At 53.0% G+C, this 20,256-nt stretch carries 9 protein-coding genes; all 9 read right to left on the bottom strand.

Features of this window, described 5'->3' with window-relative positions:
- Positions 1-95: 95 nt before the first annotated feature.
- The gene (locus WMW72_RS20780; protein ID WP_341417474.1) at positions 96-653 is read right to left on the bottom strand and encodes a nitroreductase family protein; all 558 of its coding nucleotides are present in this window, start codon (positions 651-653) and stop codon (positions 96-98) included.
- Between the two features lie 268 nt (positions 654-921).
- Positions 922-1,809, bottom strand: a complete 888-nt coding sequence (locus tag WMW72_RS20775) for a DUF6612 family protein (protein ID WP_341417472.1) — start codon at positions 1,807-1,809, stop codon at positions 922-924.
- Positions 1,810-1,922: 113 nt separating this feature from the next.
- Positions 1,923-6,881: a DUF4132 domain-containing protein gene (locus tag WMW72_RS20770; RefSeq protein WP_341417471.1), complete on the bottom strand. Its 4,959-nt coding sequence runs from the start codon at positions 6,879-6,881 to the stop codon at positions 1,923-1,925.
- 11 nt (positions 6,882-6,892) lie between these two features.
- Positions 6,893-7,312 (bottom strand): hypothetical protein, encoded by a 420-nt coding sequence (locus WMW72_RS20765; RefSeq protein WP_341417470.1) that lies wholly within the window; start codon positions 7,310-7,312, stop codon positions 6,893-6,895.
- Positions 7,313-7,388: 76 nt separating this feature from the next.
- The gene (locus tag WMW72_RS20760; RefSeq protein ID WP_341417469.1) at positions 7,389-8,201 is read right to left on the bottom strand and encodes an undecaprenyl-diphosphate phosphatase; all 813 of its coding nucleotides are present in this window, start codon (positions 8,199-8,201) and stop codon (positions 7,389-7,391) included.
- Positions 8,202-8,578: 377 nt separating this feature from the next.
- The gene (locus WMW72_RS20755) at positions 8,579-8,863 is read right to left on the bottom strand and encodes a Dabb family protein (protein ID WP_341417580.1); all 285 of its coding nucleotides are present in this window, start codon (positions 8,861-8,863) and stop codon (positions 8,579-8,581) included.
- A gap of 170 nt (positions 8,864-9,033) precedes the next feature.
- Positions 9,034-10,143, bottom strand: coding sequence for a slipin family protein (locus tag WMW72_RS20750; RefSeq protein WP_341417468.1), 1,110 nt, complete (start codon positions 10,141-10,143; stop codon positions 9,034-9,036).
- Positions 10,144-10,813: 670 nt separating this feature from the next.
- Complete coding sequence (locus WMW72_RS20745) at positions 10,814-14,311, bottom strand: S-layer homology domain-containing protein (RefSeq protein ID WP_341417467.1); 3,498 nt, start codon at positions 14,309-14,311, stop codon at positions 10,814-10,816.
- A 171-nt stretch (positions 14,312-14,482) separates the two neighbouring features.
- Positions 14,483-20,254, bottom strand: coding sequence for an S-layer homology domain-containing protein (locus WMW72_RS20740; protein WP_341417466.1), 5,772 nt, complete (start codon positions 20,252-20,254; stop codon positions 14,483-14,485).
- Between the last annotated feature and the right edge of the window lie 2 nt (positions 20,255-20,256).

Below are 20,256 nucleotides of genomic sequence, written 5' to 3'. Positions count from 1 at the left end.
AGAAGCCACAAGGCCTCCGGAATAAAGAAAAAACCGGCCGCAGGACGTGTTCCGGCGCCGGTTTCTTGCTGCCCATTCCGTCAGAGAGGCGCTCTTTACAGCCAGGTGGTCTTATCAGCCACTGCGGAGCGCTTCGTCTCCGGCGTATCCCCGGACGGATACCCCACAAAGACCGTCCCTACGATCTTGCGATGTTCGGGGGAGCCCAGGAACTGGTGCAACCGCTCATCGCGAACCAGGCCGATGCCCCGGGTCCGCCACACCAGGCCTAGACCCAACTCCTCGGCGGCCAGCCACATGGAGTGAATGGCGCAGGCGACGGCATACTCATTGTCCTCCGATGACGCTTCATCCCCCGGGATGATATCGGCAGTAGCTACGATCACCAGCGGAGTCGCCTCCAGCACCGCGATCGAATCCTTCACCAAGTGAGGCTTGGTCGGAAAGCGCTCCTCCAGGAATTCGCGCGCAAGCTGCTCATAGCGCTGCTTGGCCTCTCCCTGGATGACGTAAAAGTGCCACGGTTCCCTCAATCGGTCGTTGGGAGCCAAGACAGCGGCCTCCAGCAAAGCGTTAATTTTCTCCGCCTCTACTTCTCTCTGCTCATAATTTCTTACCGCTCTGCGGCTTCTCAACGCTTGAACGATCGACATGATGGATTTCTCCCTCTCTTGGCATATGTAAGTGACCCGCAAAAAAAGACATCTCCAACAGCCGTCTGTCAGAAATGCCGGATTTCGAACACGAGCCGTTCGTTAACCTCTGTAATCCCGCCTAGCCTGTCAGGTTATGCGCCTGTTACTGTCATCTTAACACCCGCAAGAGCTTTTGTCGAACCACTTTCCCTGACTTCGGATGCTAAACAGACCGCCCCTGATCCAGGAGCGGCCTTGTCTTACGGGAGGTTCTATGCTCAAGTTATCATGTGCCAGTTGCGCTATTCAGTGCTTCTTGGGGCACCTTGATTTCCTTCACTGCGTTATAATTCGAGAACGTGCTATCCATCTTCATGTCCATGGACATCTTCTGTCCCTGCTGCTCCATATCCATCAACATAGCTACGTTCATGCTGACAGGAATATAGCCGTCTTTCTTAATGACATACTTAATCTTCATGCTCTGAATCTTCATCTGCTGCATAAGAGCTTCTATCTGAGGATTTGCCCCTCCAGGCCCGGTACCGGACATGAAGCCCTTGACCAGATCCTTTACATGGTCTCCGGACACGGTCGCGTCCAGCACATAATGGCCTCCTTCTTCCGTGACCTTCGTATCCTTGACGATGGTATTGAACTGCTCCAGCTGCTTCTGCGGGCTGGCCTGATTCTGAACGGCTTGGAGCAGTTGATCCTTCATCTCTGCCGGCAGCTTCATCCACTTGCCCTGCGTCTGCATGAAGATGCCGTCCTGGGTAATATATTGCTTAATCTGCTGAGAAGACGGCAAGCCCGGCATGTTCATGCTGATCTCTTGAACCATCGCCAAGGGCTCGTTGATCATATCGGTCTTAATCGCCATCTTGATGGCTTGCTCCTGCTTCTGATCATTTTGCGTCATCGTCATCTTCTGCTCGATCTGACTGTCCATCGAGTAGCTCTTCAGACTTTGGCTTGCTTCCATGGTCTTGTTAATAAGCTCTCCAACCGTAGGCGCGCTAGAGGCTGCCGGTGCCTGGGCTGTGGAGGTCGGACTTGAAGCTGGCGGGGCTGATGCCCCATTCGTTGCCGCTCCTGGATCTACCTTGCTCCCGCAAGCCGCAAGGCTTACGGCGAGTGCACTTGCAATCAGTACGTTGTTCCACTTCTTCAACTTTACTTCCCCCTGATCCTATTGCTTGATGCCTGACGGCATCCTCATCTACTTACCACCTGACAGTATTTTGAATCTTGTGCCGTCACGGCAGGTTGAATGTTGCTGGCTTTCTACTGGAGCTGCATCAGAATGCTCGGGTCCTTGATCTTCGTATCCTCTGCCAGCAGCGCAATCTTGGACACAATCTCGGCCGTTCTCGGGTCTTCGTCCATGAATGGCAGGAACAGACGCCCCCTATGCTGGGCATGGACCGGGATGATATGCAGCGCGCCCTGGGCTTGCTTGTATACTTGGCCGCTGCCCAGATGCACGCTGTATTCGCCCAGCTTGCCCCGGATCAGCGCATAATGGCCCTCCACCCGTACCTGATCCAGCTTCAGCAGACGTACCGACTCCGCCACGATGACCCGGCGCATCTCGACAGTCGACAGACTCGCCTCGGGATCGACGCCTCCGACATGCGCCACGCTAACGACGAGATCGATATCCCGCATCACCTCGGAGAACACTAGCTCGGGCACATCCCGGAACGGAATGCTCTTATATGTGGTACGGTCCATGAACTGAACCGTCTCCAGCGTTGGGGCTTCCGTATCAGCTGGAGAGAACCAGTCCGCCATCGCATACAAACTCGCGATAACATTCTCTGCATGGTACACCTTCTGAAGTCCTTCTTCATAGCTGACCGTCCACTTCCGCCCCTTCAGCAGCGCTACCGTCTTCTTCGGTTGAACCTGATGCCCCGCATAACGGCGAGATACCGTCCCGTTGTCCAGCTCATCGGTATTCGGCAGATACAGCTCGCGGAATATTTGCTTGAACGGCTGCCGGAGCTGCCGGTCATACAAGTCCTTCTGGTACTCGCTCCAGCGCCCACTCCGGTACAGATGCAGCGGATGCGCGATCAGCAGGTCAGCCTCGTTAACCAGCGGAGTCGTCTCGCCTGAAGGTTCTACAAGCCGTCCCGTCTCGGGGTCGAAGTAGCCCAGACTGCCGCTATGGGTCCAGACCAAGGCCTTCACTAAGGGCCGGATCACCGGATTATGGAACAGACCTGTCAGCTCGCGCTTGGTGAACGCACTGCCAGCGACCATGGACTTCTCCAGCTCCTCGCGGGCCCGCCGGTACTGGTCGGTCAGCTCCGACTTGGCCGCCTTCAGCGCGATCAGATGCTCATGCTTCTTATAGCGGGCCGGGACCGACTTCAGCAGCTTGCCCTTGGACGTCAGCTCGATATCGCTTTGCCCTTGTTCATCGATGACGAGTTGAACACTCGTCTCCTCATCCAGCGCATAAGGCTGGAAGTAAGACAGGAGGTCGTCCAGCTTGCGTCCCTCCATATCCCACTTGAGCCGGATGACATCGGCATACCCCGCATTCCTCGCGAGATTGCCGAGCGCGATCTCCGCCGCCTGACCCTCGCTGGCCTGGCGCTGGGCTCCGAAGGTCTTACTCTGCTTGAGGAATCGCTGAATCAGCTCATACCGTTCCCGGATATCTCTATCTCGGTCTTCATCGAGAGGCAGAAGGCTGTAGCTGAGCAGATGATCCTTGTTGCGCTTCTCATTCACCGACAGCACCAGCTCATCCTTGTTCAGACGTCCCAGTACCGCATCGGCGAAGAGCTGCGAACGGCGGTGATTGCCTCCGGCCGAGATATACTTGGCGGCTTGGTACAGCACCTCGAATCGCTCTGCGCCCAGCTCCTGGTACGCCTGCTCAAACCAGGCGATATCGAAGGCTCCGTCGTTAAACTCCTGCGGAGTAATCGGAGAATAGTGAGCGACCGTCGTTTCCTTCTCCGCCGAGAAGCTCTCATTGATGTGCGCGTGAAAATACCAGGCGGCCTTGCGAAGCCCCGGCCAGTCCAAATACTCCGCTACGATCTCGATCCATTGGGGAGCATACATCGCCGCCTCCAGCAGCCGCTTCTCGGAAATTCCCTTGCCCTGCAGCAGCGTGCGCAGCAGATCCGCATCCTCACCCGCCTTCGGATGGCATATCTTCAGCAGATGACTGAACGTCTCCTTCTTCGTAAAGCTGTCGTTATAGCTGTACACGTAGCCCCGGACGAAGGGGTCCTTGTCCAAGCCGGACAGCAAGCTTGTCCAATAGGCTATGCCTTCTGTCTTCTGCAGCCTCATCGCCAGCGGAGTCGCTTCCGTAGGCAGCTCCCCGCGTCCCAGCTCGATCTGCAGCAGCCGGTCTATGATCGTACTGCGCAGCGCCAGCAGCTGCGGATGCTCCTCGATCCATGCATATCTGGAAGAGGTCAGACTTTGCAGGAAGTTCCGGCAGTCCTTGCCGCTCAGCAATACCTTGTACAGCTCCCCCTCGCCGATGAGGCCAGACTGGAAAGCCCGGAGATAGTCGTCCAGATCCAGCTCGGAGTAGCTGTTAGGCAGCTTCTCCAGGCGCTGGAAGGTATATAGAGTATGGAACATGGTCCGGAAGGAGGCGTCATCCTTCTTCCCCCTGCGCTCCAGGCCTCGCCACGGCTGTGTCAGGAGATGAATAAGGCCCGAGTGCTCCGCCCACTCCGCTTCCGTGACCGACTGCATGATCGCATTCAGCATCTGGTCAATCTTATTGAAGGTATTCAGATTATGACTGTCTGCATAAAAGGATTGCAGCAGTATCCGGACCTGATGGCTGTATTCACAGTTTTCTACAGCCTCCTGCACCTGCTTGATCCAAGCTAACGGGTACAGCCTTCCAGCCAGCTCTCCTCGTTCTCCCTCCAGTAGCCGGTGCTTGTCCAGCGCTTGGTACTCCATCGTATGACTGAAATAGCGGTACAGCCGGCCCAGCGACTGATCCAGCGACTCCAGCGAGCTGTAGAATTGAAGCTGGAGCAGCTCTTCCGGCCCGAACCCGCTCTTATTCAAATATTCCTCCCAGACTTCGGCTAACGGAAGTGCGGCGAGCTCCTTTCCTTGATCGGACTCATCCCAGGGGCGAAGGCGACGAAGCATTGTTCCGATCAGCAGCTTTTCCTTGTAGCCCGCATAATACTCGGCTTCGTATTCCACCTCCCGGTGCTCATGGATCAGCTCGTCCAGGCCCTTCAGGAATTGCAACGCCGCCTCAGGCTCCAGTGTGAACATATCCGCCACTTGGAAATCGCCAGATTCAGGCAGGGACAGCAGCCAAGACTCCGTAGACGCCGGATCGTACAGACCGAAGCCATTCTCTTGCGTATAGGCATCGGTCCGGCTCAGCTTATCGATCAGCAGCTGCTCGTTGCGAGTTGGCTGAGGAAGGTGCGACACAAGCGGACGGATGCGCTCGTACTGCTCCTGCTTTTGCTCATCTTCGCTTAGCTCGGCGATGACCTCCAGCGCTGCCAGCCGCTGCAGCTCGATCTTGCTGAGCAGCAGCCTCTCCAGACAGCACGCTAGCTTCTCCTCCGGCTGGAGCAGCAGCAGACCGATCACGCTTTGCCTCAGCGATCCCGTCTTCAGCTTGAGCAATGCCTCCAGCTGCTGCAGCTCCTCGCCTGTGAGATCCAGCTCCATGCATGTCTCCAGGGCCAGTTCGCGGTTTTTCATACTCTTGTCCGACAAGCTGGCGAACAGGAAATCGCGCTGTACCCGGTCGTTCGTATCCTGCATAAAGAAGGATAGCAGTTCGCCCCGCAGGTCGGTGCTCACCAGGTCCTTCAACGCGATAAGTTCTGCAATCCATGCCGTGTCCATATCGTATGCGGTGAGGTAGAGCAGCTTGCGAACAGGCAGATCTGAGTCATAAGTAACATGAGCGAAGTCGAGGACCTTGGAGGGACGGGATTGCTCCTGCCCCCTCATGCTGCGGGCTATATGCAAGAGCTGCTCGAAATCATGCCTGCGTGCGGATTTATCCTCCAGCAGCGGGTGACGCCAGACAGATATTTGCCTCCGGTGACCGTTCTTACTGTCATGCTTCCATGTGTAATCGAGGGCATAGGCATAGTTGTTCAGCAGCCAATACCTCAGCTCCGGGTCCGTTTCGTGCAGATAAAGTCTGGCCGTACGGAATCGAATATCCTTGTTCTCGCTGTTCGCCAACACATACTGGGCCACAATTTTCTGGTAAATCTCGCCTTGCTTCATCACCTTGTCGATCCGTTCGTAGAGATCGCGCTCTTCATGGACGGCTGTCGCCCATAGGCTCAGATACACCTGATTGGCATTGTCGCTAGATAGCCACGTCTCCCTGATGGTCTCATCCGTCAGCACCAGATACGCCTGCTCAATCAGTTGACCGGCCACCCGATGATTGGCCGCCTCCAATCCCATCCCGGTCCAGACGCCGAGACCTCGAACCACTGAGCTGTAGCGGATAAAGTCATGATCGATGATCAGCTTGAGGATATACAGCGTGCCGGCCAGGGTGCCCTCATCCATGCGCTCCACGATGCTCTGCCTTAGCCCCTCCTGGAGACGGGCTGCGATCAGCAGCTCGCCCAGCATCCGGTAAGCTTCTTCATCATGGCTCATTACGATACCTGAGATCATCTCATGCGTCAGCAGAGCCGTCTGGTTCTCCCCGTAGATAATCTCCTTCAGAGCTTCCTTCACTTCTACGCTGCCCTGGTCCAGTTCGAACGCAATCCGGTCTCCGAGCGCTCGGCTCAGCACATAATGACGTCCCTCCTGGGGCGTAGTCAGATACTCGATTAATACAAAGCCATCCTGATGCATCTTGAGCAGGGACAGCAGCTTGTTGTACACCTTGAGCATATGTACGCTTGCATCCGAATGACGGAAGGGCCTGCGGGCATAGGAGGTCCCATGCGGATACTCCGCAGCATGCTCTGTGATGTAAGCGAGAAATTGTGCCCATTCTTCCCCCAGAAGCTCCCGTACGATACGGACCAGCGGTTCGAACAGAGCAGGGGTGTAGCCTCCCTCACCGGCCATCGCCAGGAGCAGCTCCCGGCTCTTGACATAGGCATCTTCATCCTCCCGGACATATGAGCCTGTGGCCAGCTCAATCAGATAAGCGGCCAGCGGACGAAGCTCCTCATCGAGTTGAGGAATGCGCTGTTCCAGAACAGCCAAGTATTCGGCGGCATTGTCCATCATCATGTAATCTCCCCTCACCATAACCTTCCGGCCAGCATAGTCAGCCGGATCAATATGAGTTCTCCGCCTTCTGTCAGCGACAAGGGGGCATCCAGCCCGAGAATCTCCTGTTCCTCTATAAATACCTTGTACAGGCCGTCTTCAAATGCCTGAATCGCCGCTTCCCGAGCTTGCTCAAGATCCGGCAGCTCCTGCGTCCGAATCTCGCCGAAGCTGACCTTGCCCAGCTCTCCCCGTTCCTGGACCTCACGCTCCGTCAGATAAGCGATAAGACCCGCACCTTGCTGTCGATCCGTGAATGCTCGCACCTGACTGGCAACGACCTCTTCAATGAGCTCCCTCAAGGTACCTGGAACGACGGGAAGCTCGAGCTCCTGGCGCGTCAGTACATCTCTGCGCCTGCCCAGACTTTTGACTCTCACCGTCAGCTTCATCGCGTTTCTCCTCCTTAGGTGACCGTCAACGACTTATATCTGGCATCCGGCAGTCCGCTATCCGCTACAGCCGGAATTACAGAAAAATAAGCAGGGCGATGCCCGCTATAAAACAATAATAAGCGAAAACCTTCAAATTGCCCTGGGCCATAATATTCATAAACCAGCGCATGGAGAAATACGTCACGACCAGCGTCGTGATAAAGGCAGCCAGATACGGAATAGCCAGCGCTGCGCGGTCGGGGTCCCCCACAATATCTGAGACTCCCAGCACCAGCCCTCCCAGACTGATGGGAATATAGAGCATGAAGGAAAAGCGCAGCGCCGTTTCCTGCTTCATCCCTACAGCGATGGAGGTGATCACGGTCGCACCCGAACGGCTGATGCCGGGTACTAGAGCAACCGCCTGCGCCAGACCGACGATCAGCGCATCCTTGAACTTCAGGTCCCCGTCACGCTTCACACCTCGCAGATTGCGGATGAGCCACAAAGCTACGCCTGTCGCCAGCAGGGAAATCGCAACGGTACGGATCGAAGAGAAATAAGTTTCGATGGCATCCTTAAATAATAAACCGATGATAACGGCCGGTACGGTACCGATGACTACATACAGGACAAACATAAAATCAGCTTTGAAAGACTGCTCTCTCGTTCTTATAAACTTAACCGTATGTACGGCAAGCCTCCAAATATCTTGCCGGAAAATATAAGCGATGGCGATCAACGAAGCGGTATTGGTCAAAATTTCGAAGGCCAGTCCCTTCTGCTCAACGCCCAGCAGCCGCTGACCGATGATCAGATGTCCGCTGGAGGATACGGGTATTGGCTCCGTAAAGCCTTGAATAAAGCCTAGTAGTACGTATTTTACAAGCAGTATAAGATCATCCACATTTTCTCAGCCTTTCATAGGAATTTCTTCCACTATAGCCTACTTGAACGGTGTTGTTCAAACTTTCGTGCCTCATATCTTCTGTTTCTACTCTAATTCATGGTTCGGAAAAACATCTCAGCACGGGCAAATGCCTGGCTTGCCAGCACCTTGTTTAAGAGCTGTCATCGCAACAATTGTCTGTATAAGAGCAACACTTAATAGATGAGTGACCCTAGCACAAGTAAGAAGGAACGCTAGGAGTCTTGTAGCTGGACATGCCAAAAAGCAGCTTCAGCCATGACTGAACTTTGCCCCAACCGTTAGTGAACTCTAACATTCGGGATGAAGTCCATACTCGGCACAAGCTGCTTGATCGGCTAGTATAGAGTCTCCGATTATTTACGATCGCTGAAATCAATCTCCAGGAAACGCTCTACTTCCACCTTCCAACGATTGTCCACAAAGTCCGTATGCAGCGGATGATCGTTGTAGGTGTCGTAATCGGCCTGATTGGCAAATACCATCGAAAACCCGTAGTCGTAATCATTCTTCGGACTGACCTGATCCAGGACGCGGAAATCGCGAACCGTCGGAATCTGGCTTAGAATCGCCCGTCCATCCTCCAGAAACTGCTTCGCTAGCTCCGATCCCTTGGAATGCTTCAAGCAAAAGATAACCATATGCTGAATGGATTCTGCCAATGGGGGGTCCTCCCTTATCGATTTAAAGTGACTTACATCTCGTCCAGTATACCAGAAGCCGGCCAGATGAGCCTGCTTTTTTTGCACAAGGACATCAGGTTTGAACCAAGAGTTTCGGCCTATTCCGGTCCAGGATCAAAGGGTGAGGGCTAGCCTGTTTTTTTCTCACCGAGAAGGGTGTTGAGCTGCTCCAGCAGGTTATTCCCGCCGGTGAGGGAGATGGTCCCGATCTTCTCGCAGATTTTCTCCAGGAACTCCAGCTCCTTAAGCCGATAGAGCGTCTGGTTCTCATCCATCAGCTTGGCCGTGTTAAGCAAGCTGCGGGTCGATGCGGTTTCCTCCCGGCGCGTGATGACTGTGGCCTGCGCCTTCTTCTCCGCCAGGAGCACGGTGTTCAGGATATCCTTCACCTCCCCGGGGAGAATGATGTCCTTGACACCTGCCGTCAGGAAGACCGCGCCGATTTCTTCGCTCTTCTCATTGAGTCGCGTCAAGGCGAATGCTGCGAGCTCCTGCTTCATCCGCAGCAGCTCGTCGAGCTTCAGCGTGCCGACATACTCACGCAGGATCAACTGCAGCTGGATGTACAGCTGCTCCTCGAAGGACTTGATCGCCAGCACGCGAAGCGGCTGCACGATCCGGTATTGGCAGACAAAGTTCAGGCGCAGCGTGACTTTGTCCTCCGTCATCATTTCCTGCCCGGTCATGTCGAGCTGGAGCTGCCGCAGATCCACCGTCTTGACGCTGACCGCTACCGGGCCCTTCCAGAAGTAGTATTTGCCCGGCTTGAGTTCCTGCTGCAGCTCGTGATTGTAGTACAAAGCACCTGTCTCGTGATGGCCCACCTCGAAAATCTGGCAGTAGGGGGCCAGCTTGGTCCGCACCGCAGCATTCACCCCCGATGGAAGCTCCGGCTGACGGATGTCTGCACGCACGAAGGTGTGCTTCTTCAGCACCTGCCAGAACGCGTAGCTGCCGGGCGTTAGCAGACCCGCAAATTTCCCGTCCTCGAAGCGCAGCACATACTCATGATCCTCCACCTGTACGACTTCAAGTTCGCGTAGCAGTTCGGAATCATGGGTGAATAGACTCAGTTCCTTCTCCGGCAGCACGAACGGCTTCATAATGCTAACGATCTCAACCTTGTCCTCCGACCAAGGTGCGAGACGATATACGCCGGGCTGCAGAACCTTGAGGTAGCTGCCTCTGCGAAAAAGCAAACCGCGCTCGTCGGCTTGAATGGTGATTTTCTTAAACATATATATCTTCCTCCTTAGGGGCTGCAATCGTCATCGGTTGGACTTCAGGTTGGGGAACCCTCCTGACGCGCGAGCGGAATCCGGCTTGAGCAGCGGAAGGCCCGGCTAGCGGGACGGGCTTCGGAGGAATCGCCAAGGGCTCAAAAGCAGCCCGGTGTTTTTCCTCTTCGGACCCCTGCCGATTCGCCGCTCCTTGCCGGCTGCGGTATCCGCGGATTGCAAAGCTCGGGGCCAGTGTGCATAGAAAGCCACAGAAGGTTCCGCCTGATGTCTTTTGGTAGGGTCTCATGGGCAATGAGAGTCTCGTTCGGACGCTCTACCTTGAGCTAACGCTTGCCGCGATCAGGGAATCGAACCCTGCCTTCCGATCCAATAAGCTTGTGCAACGGAGCGTACAGCATACGAGTATCCACCGGACACACGCACTGCGGAACCTCGGAAGTTCCTGCCTCGGGTACGGCTGACGACAGGCGAGCCTGCGGGATTTCGCTCCCATGCTCCTTCTGCCGCCAGGCAAGTTCCGCTACAAGAGCTATTATCCCCGAAGGCAAGCCCGGCGAACATGGTGAAAGTATGGCGAGGGGGCTAAGTGAGAGGAAATAAAAAAGCCGAGAGTTGTTCAGGGAGTGAACAACTCTCGGCTTGGTAAAATTGACCACTTCAAGAGACCTTATTCAAAATCTAGGGAATAGTCCATAAACTCAACGTCATAAAGCTTACCGGCTAATCTATATTTCAATCCGGCAATCCAGTAAGCCCGATTAGTTAATCCTGTTTTATCTAATGGAATAGCCAGATAACTTTGACCGTTTAAATTCAGCTTGTGACCCGTTAAATTATCGCCCGGGATCCGTCCTATCACTACATCCGAATAATCGACCGCATTCTGTAAATTGACCTGATGATCCGAAAGGTCCTTGAGCTTGAGCAAGATGGTGTCTGCGCCCTGAGCAGACTTGGGAAGGATATACTTTTCTTCCGTATCTGTGCGTTTAACTAGAGGCGCATAGACTGCTTGAGTAACGCTATTGTAAGGTATTGGGGGTTCAAACCCCAGCCACGCTTTGGTGGTCACCTCTCTCTGTTCCTCCGAAGAGCAGCCAGCCGCATTGCAAGCTTGAAATGTAAACTGATAAGTCGTAGCAGGTTTTAGCGACTCTATCTTATCATTAAACCCATTTATACTAGTCATCCATTGACCATTACTGAAAACCTTAACCTGGTCGGGGTATCCGCCCACCCATTCCGTGCGGAACATAAAACTATTATAGGAGACAAAGTACACTTGAAAATCTTTCATTAAGCGTGGTTTTTCCTTCAAATGGAGAAACAACTGACGTGGCTCTCCCGACCCCAAAATAAAGGAAGGGCTTGTTTCTTTGGAATACCCTTCTTTGGAAGCTGTTACTGTATAAGCCTTGCCGGAAGGAACGTCATTAAACCTATAGTATCCCCATGCATCGGTTTGCGTTTTTAGATTTGTTCCATCCAAAACGACATCTGCGCCTGAAACCTTTTGGCCTATGCGATCCCATACATAACCTTCCAGCGAACCATTCACCCACACTCCGGGAATCGGGATGTTGCCGCTTCCGGATGGAAGAGGGCAAGTGGAATTCGAGCAAAGGTTTCTCAGGCTTCCAGTTAGAGTTTTATCCGTAGTCCCGCCTTTGTAAATGAATTTATAGATTGTATCTTGCTTTTGTCCGTCTACAGTCAATAAGACAATTTTGGGAAACTGAGGATAATAGGTAACTGACTGAACCGAAAGGTTCTGATCAAACACAAAATCGTTGACAACCGGACCCGCTAACGGCGAGTCAAACTCAACGGCTACAAGATCTGGCCGCAAACTATCGAGACGCTGGACTTTGGCGTCATATTGTTTAATGGTTATCACGAAAGTCTTGGACACGTTATACCAACCATAGTAGATGATTGCTTCCAATGTAACGACAGCATCGCCGGCCCCTGAAGCCGGACGAGTGAATTCTCCCCAGCCTGAAATGAGATCCGAACGACTGGAATTCCAAATGACCGTATAATCCTGTTGAGAACCGTTTGCCAAAACAGGCCTCTTCGTTACGGAGTCGGCCGAGTCACCTTCTTGGTATGTAATTTTAGTTTCATTCCAAGCATAGGTCATCACTTCATAAGCCTTCTTAGCCCGCTGGTAGCCCTCAAGACTCCAAGGCTCGAAGTCCTGCTGTGTGACTCCCCATTTCTTAGCGGCTTCCAAAGCCAAGTCAGCTATTTTCAAATGATCAACCAGTTCGTCATAACCATAATTATTTAATTTAGAGAATAAATCAGTTAATCGCTGAATGGCCTTATTCTTAAATTCCGCAACAATCACCGGATCGAACTCTATCTTAATCTGGTTGCCTTCAAAAACTACCTTGTCGATGTCCTCTGCATTGGCTTTAATCTGAACAGGAGCCTCTCCCTTTAGAGTGCTTAATTGAACCCCACTATCCAAAATCAACTCAGAATCCGAAGCATCTCTCGTCACATGAACCTGCTCGATCTTTCCTGTTCCCGTTAGCTGAAGCTTTGTCTTGGGAGCAGCTATTCGGATGATTCGCCAAATTGCTGCATTGTCTGTGATCAATTGGGTATTGGCCTTAACAACCAAAGATTTGACCACAGTGCCGGATACTGAACTGCCGGTGGTCGGAGGTTCCGCTTTAAGCTTGACGTCCGGGGCCTCTACCGTTACATCGCTGTCCACCAGCCCCCTAAGCGTCACACTCTTGCCTGCTGCGGAAGGCTTCAGGATGATGCTGCCTAACGATGCTTCGGAAGAAGAGGCTTCCAAGATAGCCTGCGACAGCACTTCCGTAGATGCGATTATAGCGCCGCTCTGGGCTTCAATCCTGACCTCTTTCCCCTGATTATGTATGGCATTGACCTTTAACTGGTTTACTGCGGTGTTCTTCAGTACGATGGAATTTACTCCCCCCGAAAGAACAATTAATTGTTCGGGGTTGATGTTCTTCAAGATGACCTTACCGTTTACGCCCGGATCTACCGTAAGTTCCTTGACCGTCGTAACTGATCCGGCGGCTGGTCCATACTCACCATCCTTGGTTATGGTAAGGGAGGTTTGCGGCTTACCGCTGGCTAGCAGTTCTTTAACCCCTTGGGTATTAGTGCTGCCATTGTTGCCAGTACTCCCTCCACCTCCGCCTCCACCGCCAAAGAACGAAGAAGCTCCGGTTACACTATGCTTCGTGGCTTCACCTTTGTAGCTCAGTTTATATTCCTTACCTGCGCTTTGCGTTTCCGTTGTCAAGATGACAACGGTCTTGCTTCCCGTCTGAAACGCTGCAGTCGTTACCTTCAATTCAGGCTCGAAAGAGAAATGCTCTTTGCTCAATCCTTCTATAGGTGAAGCAAAGGTTACCTCAATAGAAGTCGAGGAAGCCGACTTGACCGACTTAATCTCAGATGCCTTGGAACCGGGCTGATTTAATTCGTTAACTAGTTTTTTACCCTTTGCCGTATAATCCGCTTGATTCACCTTAAATTCATAAGCCAGTCTCGCCAAAGCCTGACGGTCTGCTTGCTGCTTGGGCTTAAAGGTGAGCTTGCCATCGGCGCCTTCTAATCCGTTAATAAATCCGATCTTGGCAGACAGCTTGACCGCCGGCTGCGCCCATTCCGCTATATCGATTTCATCGCTGAATAGCCCAGCTTCGCTGAATTGTTTAGCTTCCTGCTCTAATCCCAAAGAACGAACAAAGAACACAACCAGCTCTTCTCGGGTCACTTGAGCTTCCGGTGAGAAGGTATGCTCCGAGGTCCCCTGCGTAATGCCCGAAGCTACCAAAGCCCCCACATAGCCCCGGTACCAGCTATCCGGCTGTACATCTTGGAAAGCTGCCGCTTGCTCTGGTGTTTCCTTGAGCCCCTTGCTTACTACCAAAATTTTTGCCAGCTCGGCGCGGGTAATCGCCTTGGCGGGTTGAAACGACCCGTCCTGATAACCCGCAAGTATACCTGCGTTAGCCAACTCCGTAATCTCATGGCTGGCATATGAGGCGGCGATATCCGTAAAAACAGACTGCGGCTCTGCTCCGGCTGCGATTGCTGGCAACAGCAAAGTTGCCAGCATTGTGCCGCTGGTCAGGCAACCGATGATGCGTTGGGGGAGTCTAACCCTCATACTTGAATGCCTCCAATGTTCAAATCCATGCTCTGCAGGAGCATGTCTTAGATAATTATAGGAGAAAATGTCAAAACAATAAACAAATTTATGCTTTTAAGGAAAAAATAAAAAACGACGACTATTCAAAAATGAACAGTCGTCGTTTTTACAAAAATTCCCTACTTTTCTTTATTCCAACGTCAGATGTACTGGCTCACTTGTCGCTTTACCGAGCACCGTGGCCGTTAGTGTCAGTTGATCTCTAGCTTTGTACTCACCTGGGAAATAAGTGATCTCATAAGTGCCATCCGTCTTCGCCACGGCTGTCTCGCTAAAGCCTCGGGAATCGTTCTTCAACTTGACGATAGCCCCAGGCTCGGCATGACCCACGAAACGATAAGACTCATACTCGTCGTCCGAGATCGTCGGGACGGCGGTCTGTCCTTGCGTAGCTTGGACAATAAGCTTGAACGGCTCGCTTCTTTTTTTACCCTCGGCTTGAGCGGTTACCCAAACCTCTCCTCCCGGAGTAAGCTTAAAATAATCGTAGTTCACGAGGCCAGTCCATACGAACGACCCTTCTCCCCTAAAACCAGTGCTGCCAATAGTTTGATTATACCGGTCCGTAAGAGTGATATTGATAAACTGGCTTTCCTGCTGCACAGTTCCTTGAAGGTCAAAGGCATTGGTATAAACGACACCGGTGACCACGGGCTTCGCTGTCACATCGGCGGCTTTCACCGTCGCGTAGACAGGGCTGCTTGATGCTTTGCCAATTTTCGTTGCCGTAATTTCAAGTCTGTCTCCGACCTGCCATTCCGCCCAATTTATAAAATTGGAGCCAAATGACCCATCGTAATCCGAAGCCCAGAATTGAATGGCCTGGCCCTGAGCCCATTTCACCACAATGACAGAATTCGGCTCTGCATATCCCTTGAGCTCTACCTCACTGCTCTCAGAGATGGTTGGCTCATCTGTGGTACCTTGAATAGCCTGCACCTGAAGCCGAACAGGAGCACTTTCCTTCTCAGCATAGGCGCGTACCTTGACAAGTACCTCTTCTCCTACCGGAAGCGGATCGGAAAATAACGCTTGAATCCAAAAGCCGCCGTCTTGTGAGATTACACGATCAGAGATAATCGTACCGTCCAGCCGGCTTACGGTGACATAGCTCAATTTGTCTAAGGCCCGCGGTTCCGCCTTCCCGCTCAACATCAAACCGTTGGTGTAGACACTGCCTGTTACACTAGGCGTTTTACTGATCGGCGCGGCTTTCACCTTAACTTCTACCGGTAGGCTTGCTTGTTCACCGATGTTATAAGCCGTGATCGTCAATGTGTCTCCTACAGCTAAAGCATCTTTCGTTATATCTACGCTGAACGAACCGTCCCGCTCTGATGCTTCTGTAAAATGAGTCCAACGGGTGTTCTTGTTCTGGATAGCAACCGTGGAGCCAAACTGCGCCCATCCGCTAACCACAACATCATTCACGATATCAGGCATCACCGGTGCGGTCTGAATCGTGCTCGGCTGAACGCTTAGCGAAAGCGGATCGCTTGGCTTCTTACCGAATACTCGGGCGGTAAGCTCCAGTTGTTCTCCTACCTGAAGCGGGGAACTATCCAACAGGCGAAGATACTGCAAGCTGAACCAACCATCGTCTCCTGCATAACGTTCTTGCAAAAATTCGCCGTTTTTCTTCTTTAAAGTAACCAAGGAGTTTGGCTCTGCCGTACCGCTGAACTTCCAGCCGTTCGTGTACACTGCGCCGGTAATTGTAGGCTGTTCTGTTTTCGACGAAGGCAAGACGGTCAGGTAAACAGCCTCGCTAACGTTTTTACCGAGTGATGCGGCAGTCACGGCCAATCGGGTTCCAGCTTCCCAGCTTCCGAAGTACAAATCAAAATTCCCTTCAGCATCGGCAAGAGCTGTATAGCGGTAGCTGTTCGATGTTAAGACCACTAAAGACCCAGACTCTGCGGTCCCTCTTACCCTGTTCGTCAATTCGTAGACAGCCTGATCGACGGTTGGCTGCTTCGTTTGGCCGCTGAGAGCCTGAACGATCAGCTTATACGGATCGCTCTTCTTTTTCCCTCGTAGTTGTGCCGTTAGATAGACCGCTTCTCCCACCGTCAGCACCGGCGGATCAGCAGACTCCGCAAATTGATACAATAACTCGTAGTATCCCTTGCGATAGGTATATCCTCCAGGCAAATAAAAACCGTCTTGTTTGGTTAACGTTACATTCGCAATATCGTCAAGCGAATCGCCTTCAACGGAAACCTGAACTTTCCAACCGTTCGCATAGACGGCTCCAGTTACCGACTTGAGCTCCGTTTTAGGCGAAGCCTCCACGGTTACATATACCGTTTCACTGACCGTTCGACCTATGGATGTAGCGGTCAGCGCCAGCTTGGTCCCCGCCTCGTACCGGCCTCCGTTATAGAAGCTATAAGAGCCGTCTATCGAAGAAGCCCTGTCCGTGGACGTATAAGGACTCGTGCCTACCCTTAGCTCTACCATAGCTCCCGGCTCTGAGAAGCCGGTGATGTAATTGGACATTTCGTACACGATCCCAGTGACCGTAGGAGCGGCGGTCGGCTCTGTAGGCGCTTGAACGGTAAACCAGAAGGGCGCGCTTGCATTTCTTCCGTAGGCTGTAGCTATCAGTTGCACTTCTTCGCCAGCCTTCAACGATGAGCCATTGGACAGGTTGTATTCCATACTGAATGTCCCATCATACGTGTGGGTCGAGCCTAAATACGAACCATCCTTCTTGAGAAGACGAACTTCCGTGCTGCGACCCTGCTGTGTGACTTGAGCTTGGCCGCCAAGTCTCCATCCATTCGTATATATGGCGCCAGTAACCGTAGGCTGCTCTGTTGGAGGAGCCGACTTGACGGTAACATAAACGACTTCGCTGACGGATTTGCCGAATTGAATGGCTGTCAGCCTCAACACAGTGCCGACCGGATAGTATCCGGAGTACAAGCTGAACGATCCGTCCTTGTGGGAAGCCTTCGTATCATGTGGATTGTCTGTCCCTGTCGTGACGATCACCGTCGCCCCAGGCTCCGCATATCCGTAGAAATCTCCTTTGTCGTACACGTCTCCGATCACCGTAGGCTTGGCCGTCGTACCGATTGTCGGCTTCACTTCCAGAACCACAGGGTCACTTTCTCGCTTGTTATCCGCTTGAGCCGTTAATAATATCCGCTCGCCTACGGCAAAGCTCCCATGGGAGAAGTAATCCTTATACAGCCGGTATTTGCCATCTGAACCTACAGGATGCCTATCAATGTATGCCTTGTCTTCCTTCGTTAACTGAAGTATCGCATAAGGCTCCGTTTGACCCTCCAGCCTCCAGCCATAGCTGTACACAACTCCTGTCACGGTAGGCACGGCCGTTTGGGACAAACCTGGTGTCACGCTGACTTCCTGAGAACTAGTGACTTTTCCGCCTTGGACCGCTGTCACCGTGAAGTAATAGATTTTGTCGTTTTCCAAGTTATAGACGGTATAGGTTGTGTTCCAAACAGTTGCAAGAGGCGCAGCATAAGAACCACTAACTTTAGATCCGTATACCTGATACATAACATTGTTCCCGACGGAGTTCCAGGTTAATGTGACTTGGCCGTCCCCGGGAGTAGCTTTGGCGACAAGCTTCTCTTGATTTTGAGCCAGTACGGTAACGACCTGTTCGACATTAGCCGTTGAACCATTTCTGGACAAAACGGCCCTAAGCTCTACTCTGGCATTCGGCTCACCTTCGGCCGGACGCACGACCGTACCATCCGTCGCGACCACGGCAGCATTGGAACTAGACCAGACAATGCCGACTTTTTTCTCGGCATCCAGGGTTGGCAGCGAGATGGAGCGTGTCACGGACTCTGGAGAATCTCCTTGGGCGAAGCCAATGGCAAGCTTCCCATCAACCTTCCCAGCGAGCTCCCTTGCGGCCTGCTCGACGGCCAGCTCTGCAATCCTCTGAATTGCAGGCTTAAGGCGATCCACGTATCCGGCAATTTCCGCTTCGGGCGTGCCGAGAAGAACGGCATTCGAAGCCGTGATGTCCGCCTTTTCAATCTCAGTGTCAATAGCCGGTGAATACTCCGTGAAATCCGGGATCTTCGCGATGGCCACTTCCGCCATCTCCTTCAATTCACGCACGAGTTCAGGGGATGCCTCGACAACCACGCCCGGCTCCGCAATCATCCTGATCTTGCTGATTTCTTTAGAGTTTCCCTCAAGCTTGATGCTGGCTTCCAGCTTGATCGCTCCAATATTGGAGGTGGCAAGACGGAGTGTAGCGCCCTGGGCCTCTTTGGATACGGTGACCGCCTCGACCATTCCTTCTCCTTCCAACGTTATCTTGGCCGTAGGCGAGGTAACGCTAACCGCCTTCAACGTCGTGTCGGAATCCGTTGATACCGTTGCATTGGCAGCCAGATTCAAGGAAGCGACCGTTGTCTCACCTCCCCCTGGAGGCTTAGCCAGCTTGATATGGGCGCCTTGGCCTTGCACCGTGATGCCGCCCTGCAGCGTCCCTCTCAATTCAATCTCCTGGCCTGCTGCGCCGGAGCCGATCTTGATCATACCGAGACTTCCTGCGGTCGATTCCATGATTACTTTGGATTGAATATCCGTTTGATCCACTTTCGCACCGGCCAACGATTCGATACGAACCGGGCTCGGCTGGTTGCTTGCAGCTACTTTCAAGCTTTGGATCACAGTGTTCTTGAGCTTGATGGAATTCGAGCTGCCGGAGGCTACGAGAATCTGAGCGGCATTGACGTTCTGCAGCGTGATCTCGCCACTTGCGCCAGGATCCAGCGTCAGGATGCCAGTCACGGTCGTCGTGCCTTTTCCGTCCGCAGGACCTAGCGTTCCGGAGGAACGCACAGTCAGGTTGTCATAAGTACCGCCGCTGTTTAATTTCTCTAGGTCCGTCTTATCGGTATCCGTAACCGGTTGGCTTGGGTTGCTGCTGGAGCCGCCTCCACCTCCGCCGCCCAAGATAGCCGAAGCGCCCTTGAACGTTTTACCGGTATCCTTGCCTTTATAAAGAAGCTTGTACACGGTGCCGGACGTCTGGGAGGATGTCGTCAAGACGACCACGGTTTTGCTGCCAGACTTCAACTCCGCTTTCGTGACCTTCAGACCTTGATCGAATACAAAATCCGCCGCTACAGCCGCCGATACCTCTTGATTAAAGGTGACCTCAATCGTGGTCTGGCTGACGACAGTTACGGATACAACAGCCAGTTCGTTATAACGAACAAGCTCTTTGGCTTTGGCAACGAACTTAGCCTTGCCCGTCTTGAATTCATAAGCCAATCGAGCCAAAGCCTGCCTTTCGGCATTCGCCTTAGGCTTGAACACCAGTACCCCGTTCGGGCCCTCGATGCCATTGACCAATCCAATGCGGTAAGCCAGCGAGACATGCGGCTGCGCCCAGCCCGAGACGTCCTTCAGGTCGGACAATCCTTCCCCCAGCGATGCTTGCAGAGCTTCCTTCTCCACACCTAGCGCGCGGATGAAGAAGATGACCAGCTCCTCCCGAGTGACCTTGGCCTCTGGGGAAAAGGTTGTCTCCGAGGTGCCTTGCGTGATCCCCGAGGCGACCAATGCTCCTACATATCCGCGATACCAGGCATCGGCTGCCACGTCAGAGAACGATGCTGCTTGCTCAGCATCTTCCTTCAGCTCCAAGGACAGCGAGAGCAGCTTAGCCAGCTCTGCACGACTGATCGCCTGAGCGGGGCGGAACGAGCCGTCCTCATAGCCGCTGAGCACACCCTGATCGGCCAAGGCTTGAATCTCCTTACTTGCGTAAGAGCCCCCTAAATCGTTGAAGGATGCAGGAGCCGCTCCAAATGCCAGCATAGGCATCAGCAGGCTGAACAGCATGGTGAAGATCAGGATTGAGCTGATTTTGCGTTGGCCTTCTTGCCAATTCATTA

This window comes from Paenibacillus filicis, from assembly GCF_038070315.1.
GTDB lineage: Bacteria > Bacillota > Bacilli > Paenibacillales > NBRC-103111 > Paenibacillus_G > Paenibacillus_G filicis.
This window is presented reverse-complemented; position numbering and strand designations above follow the sequence as displayed.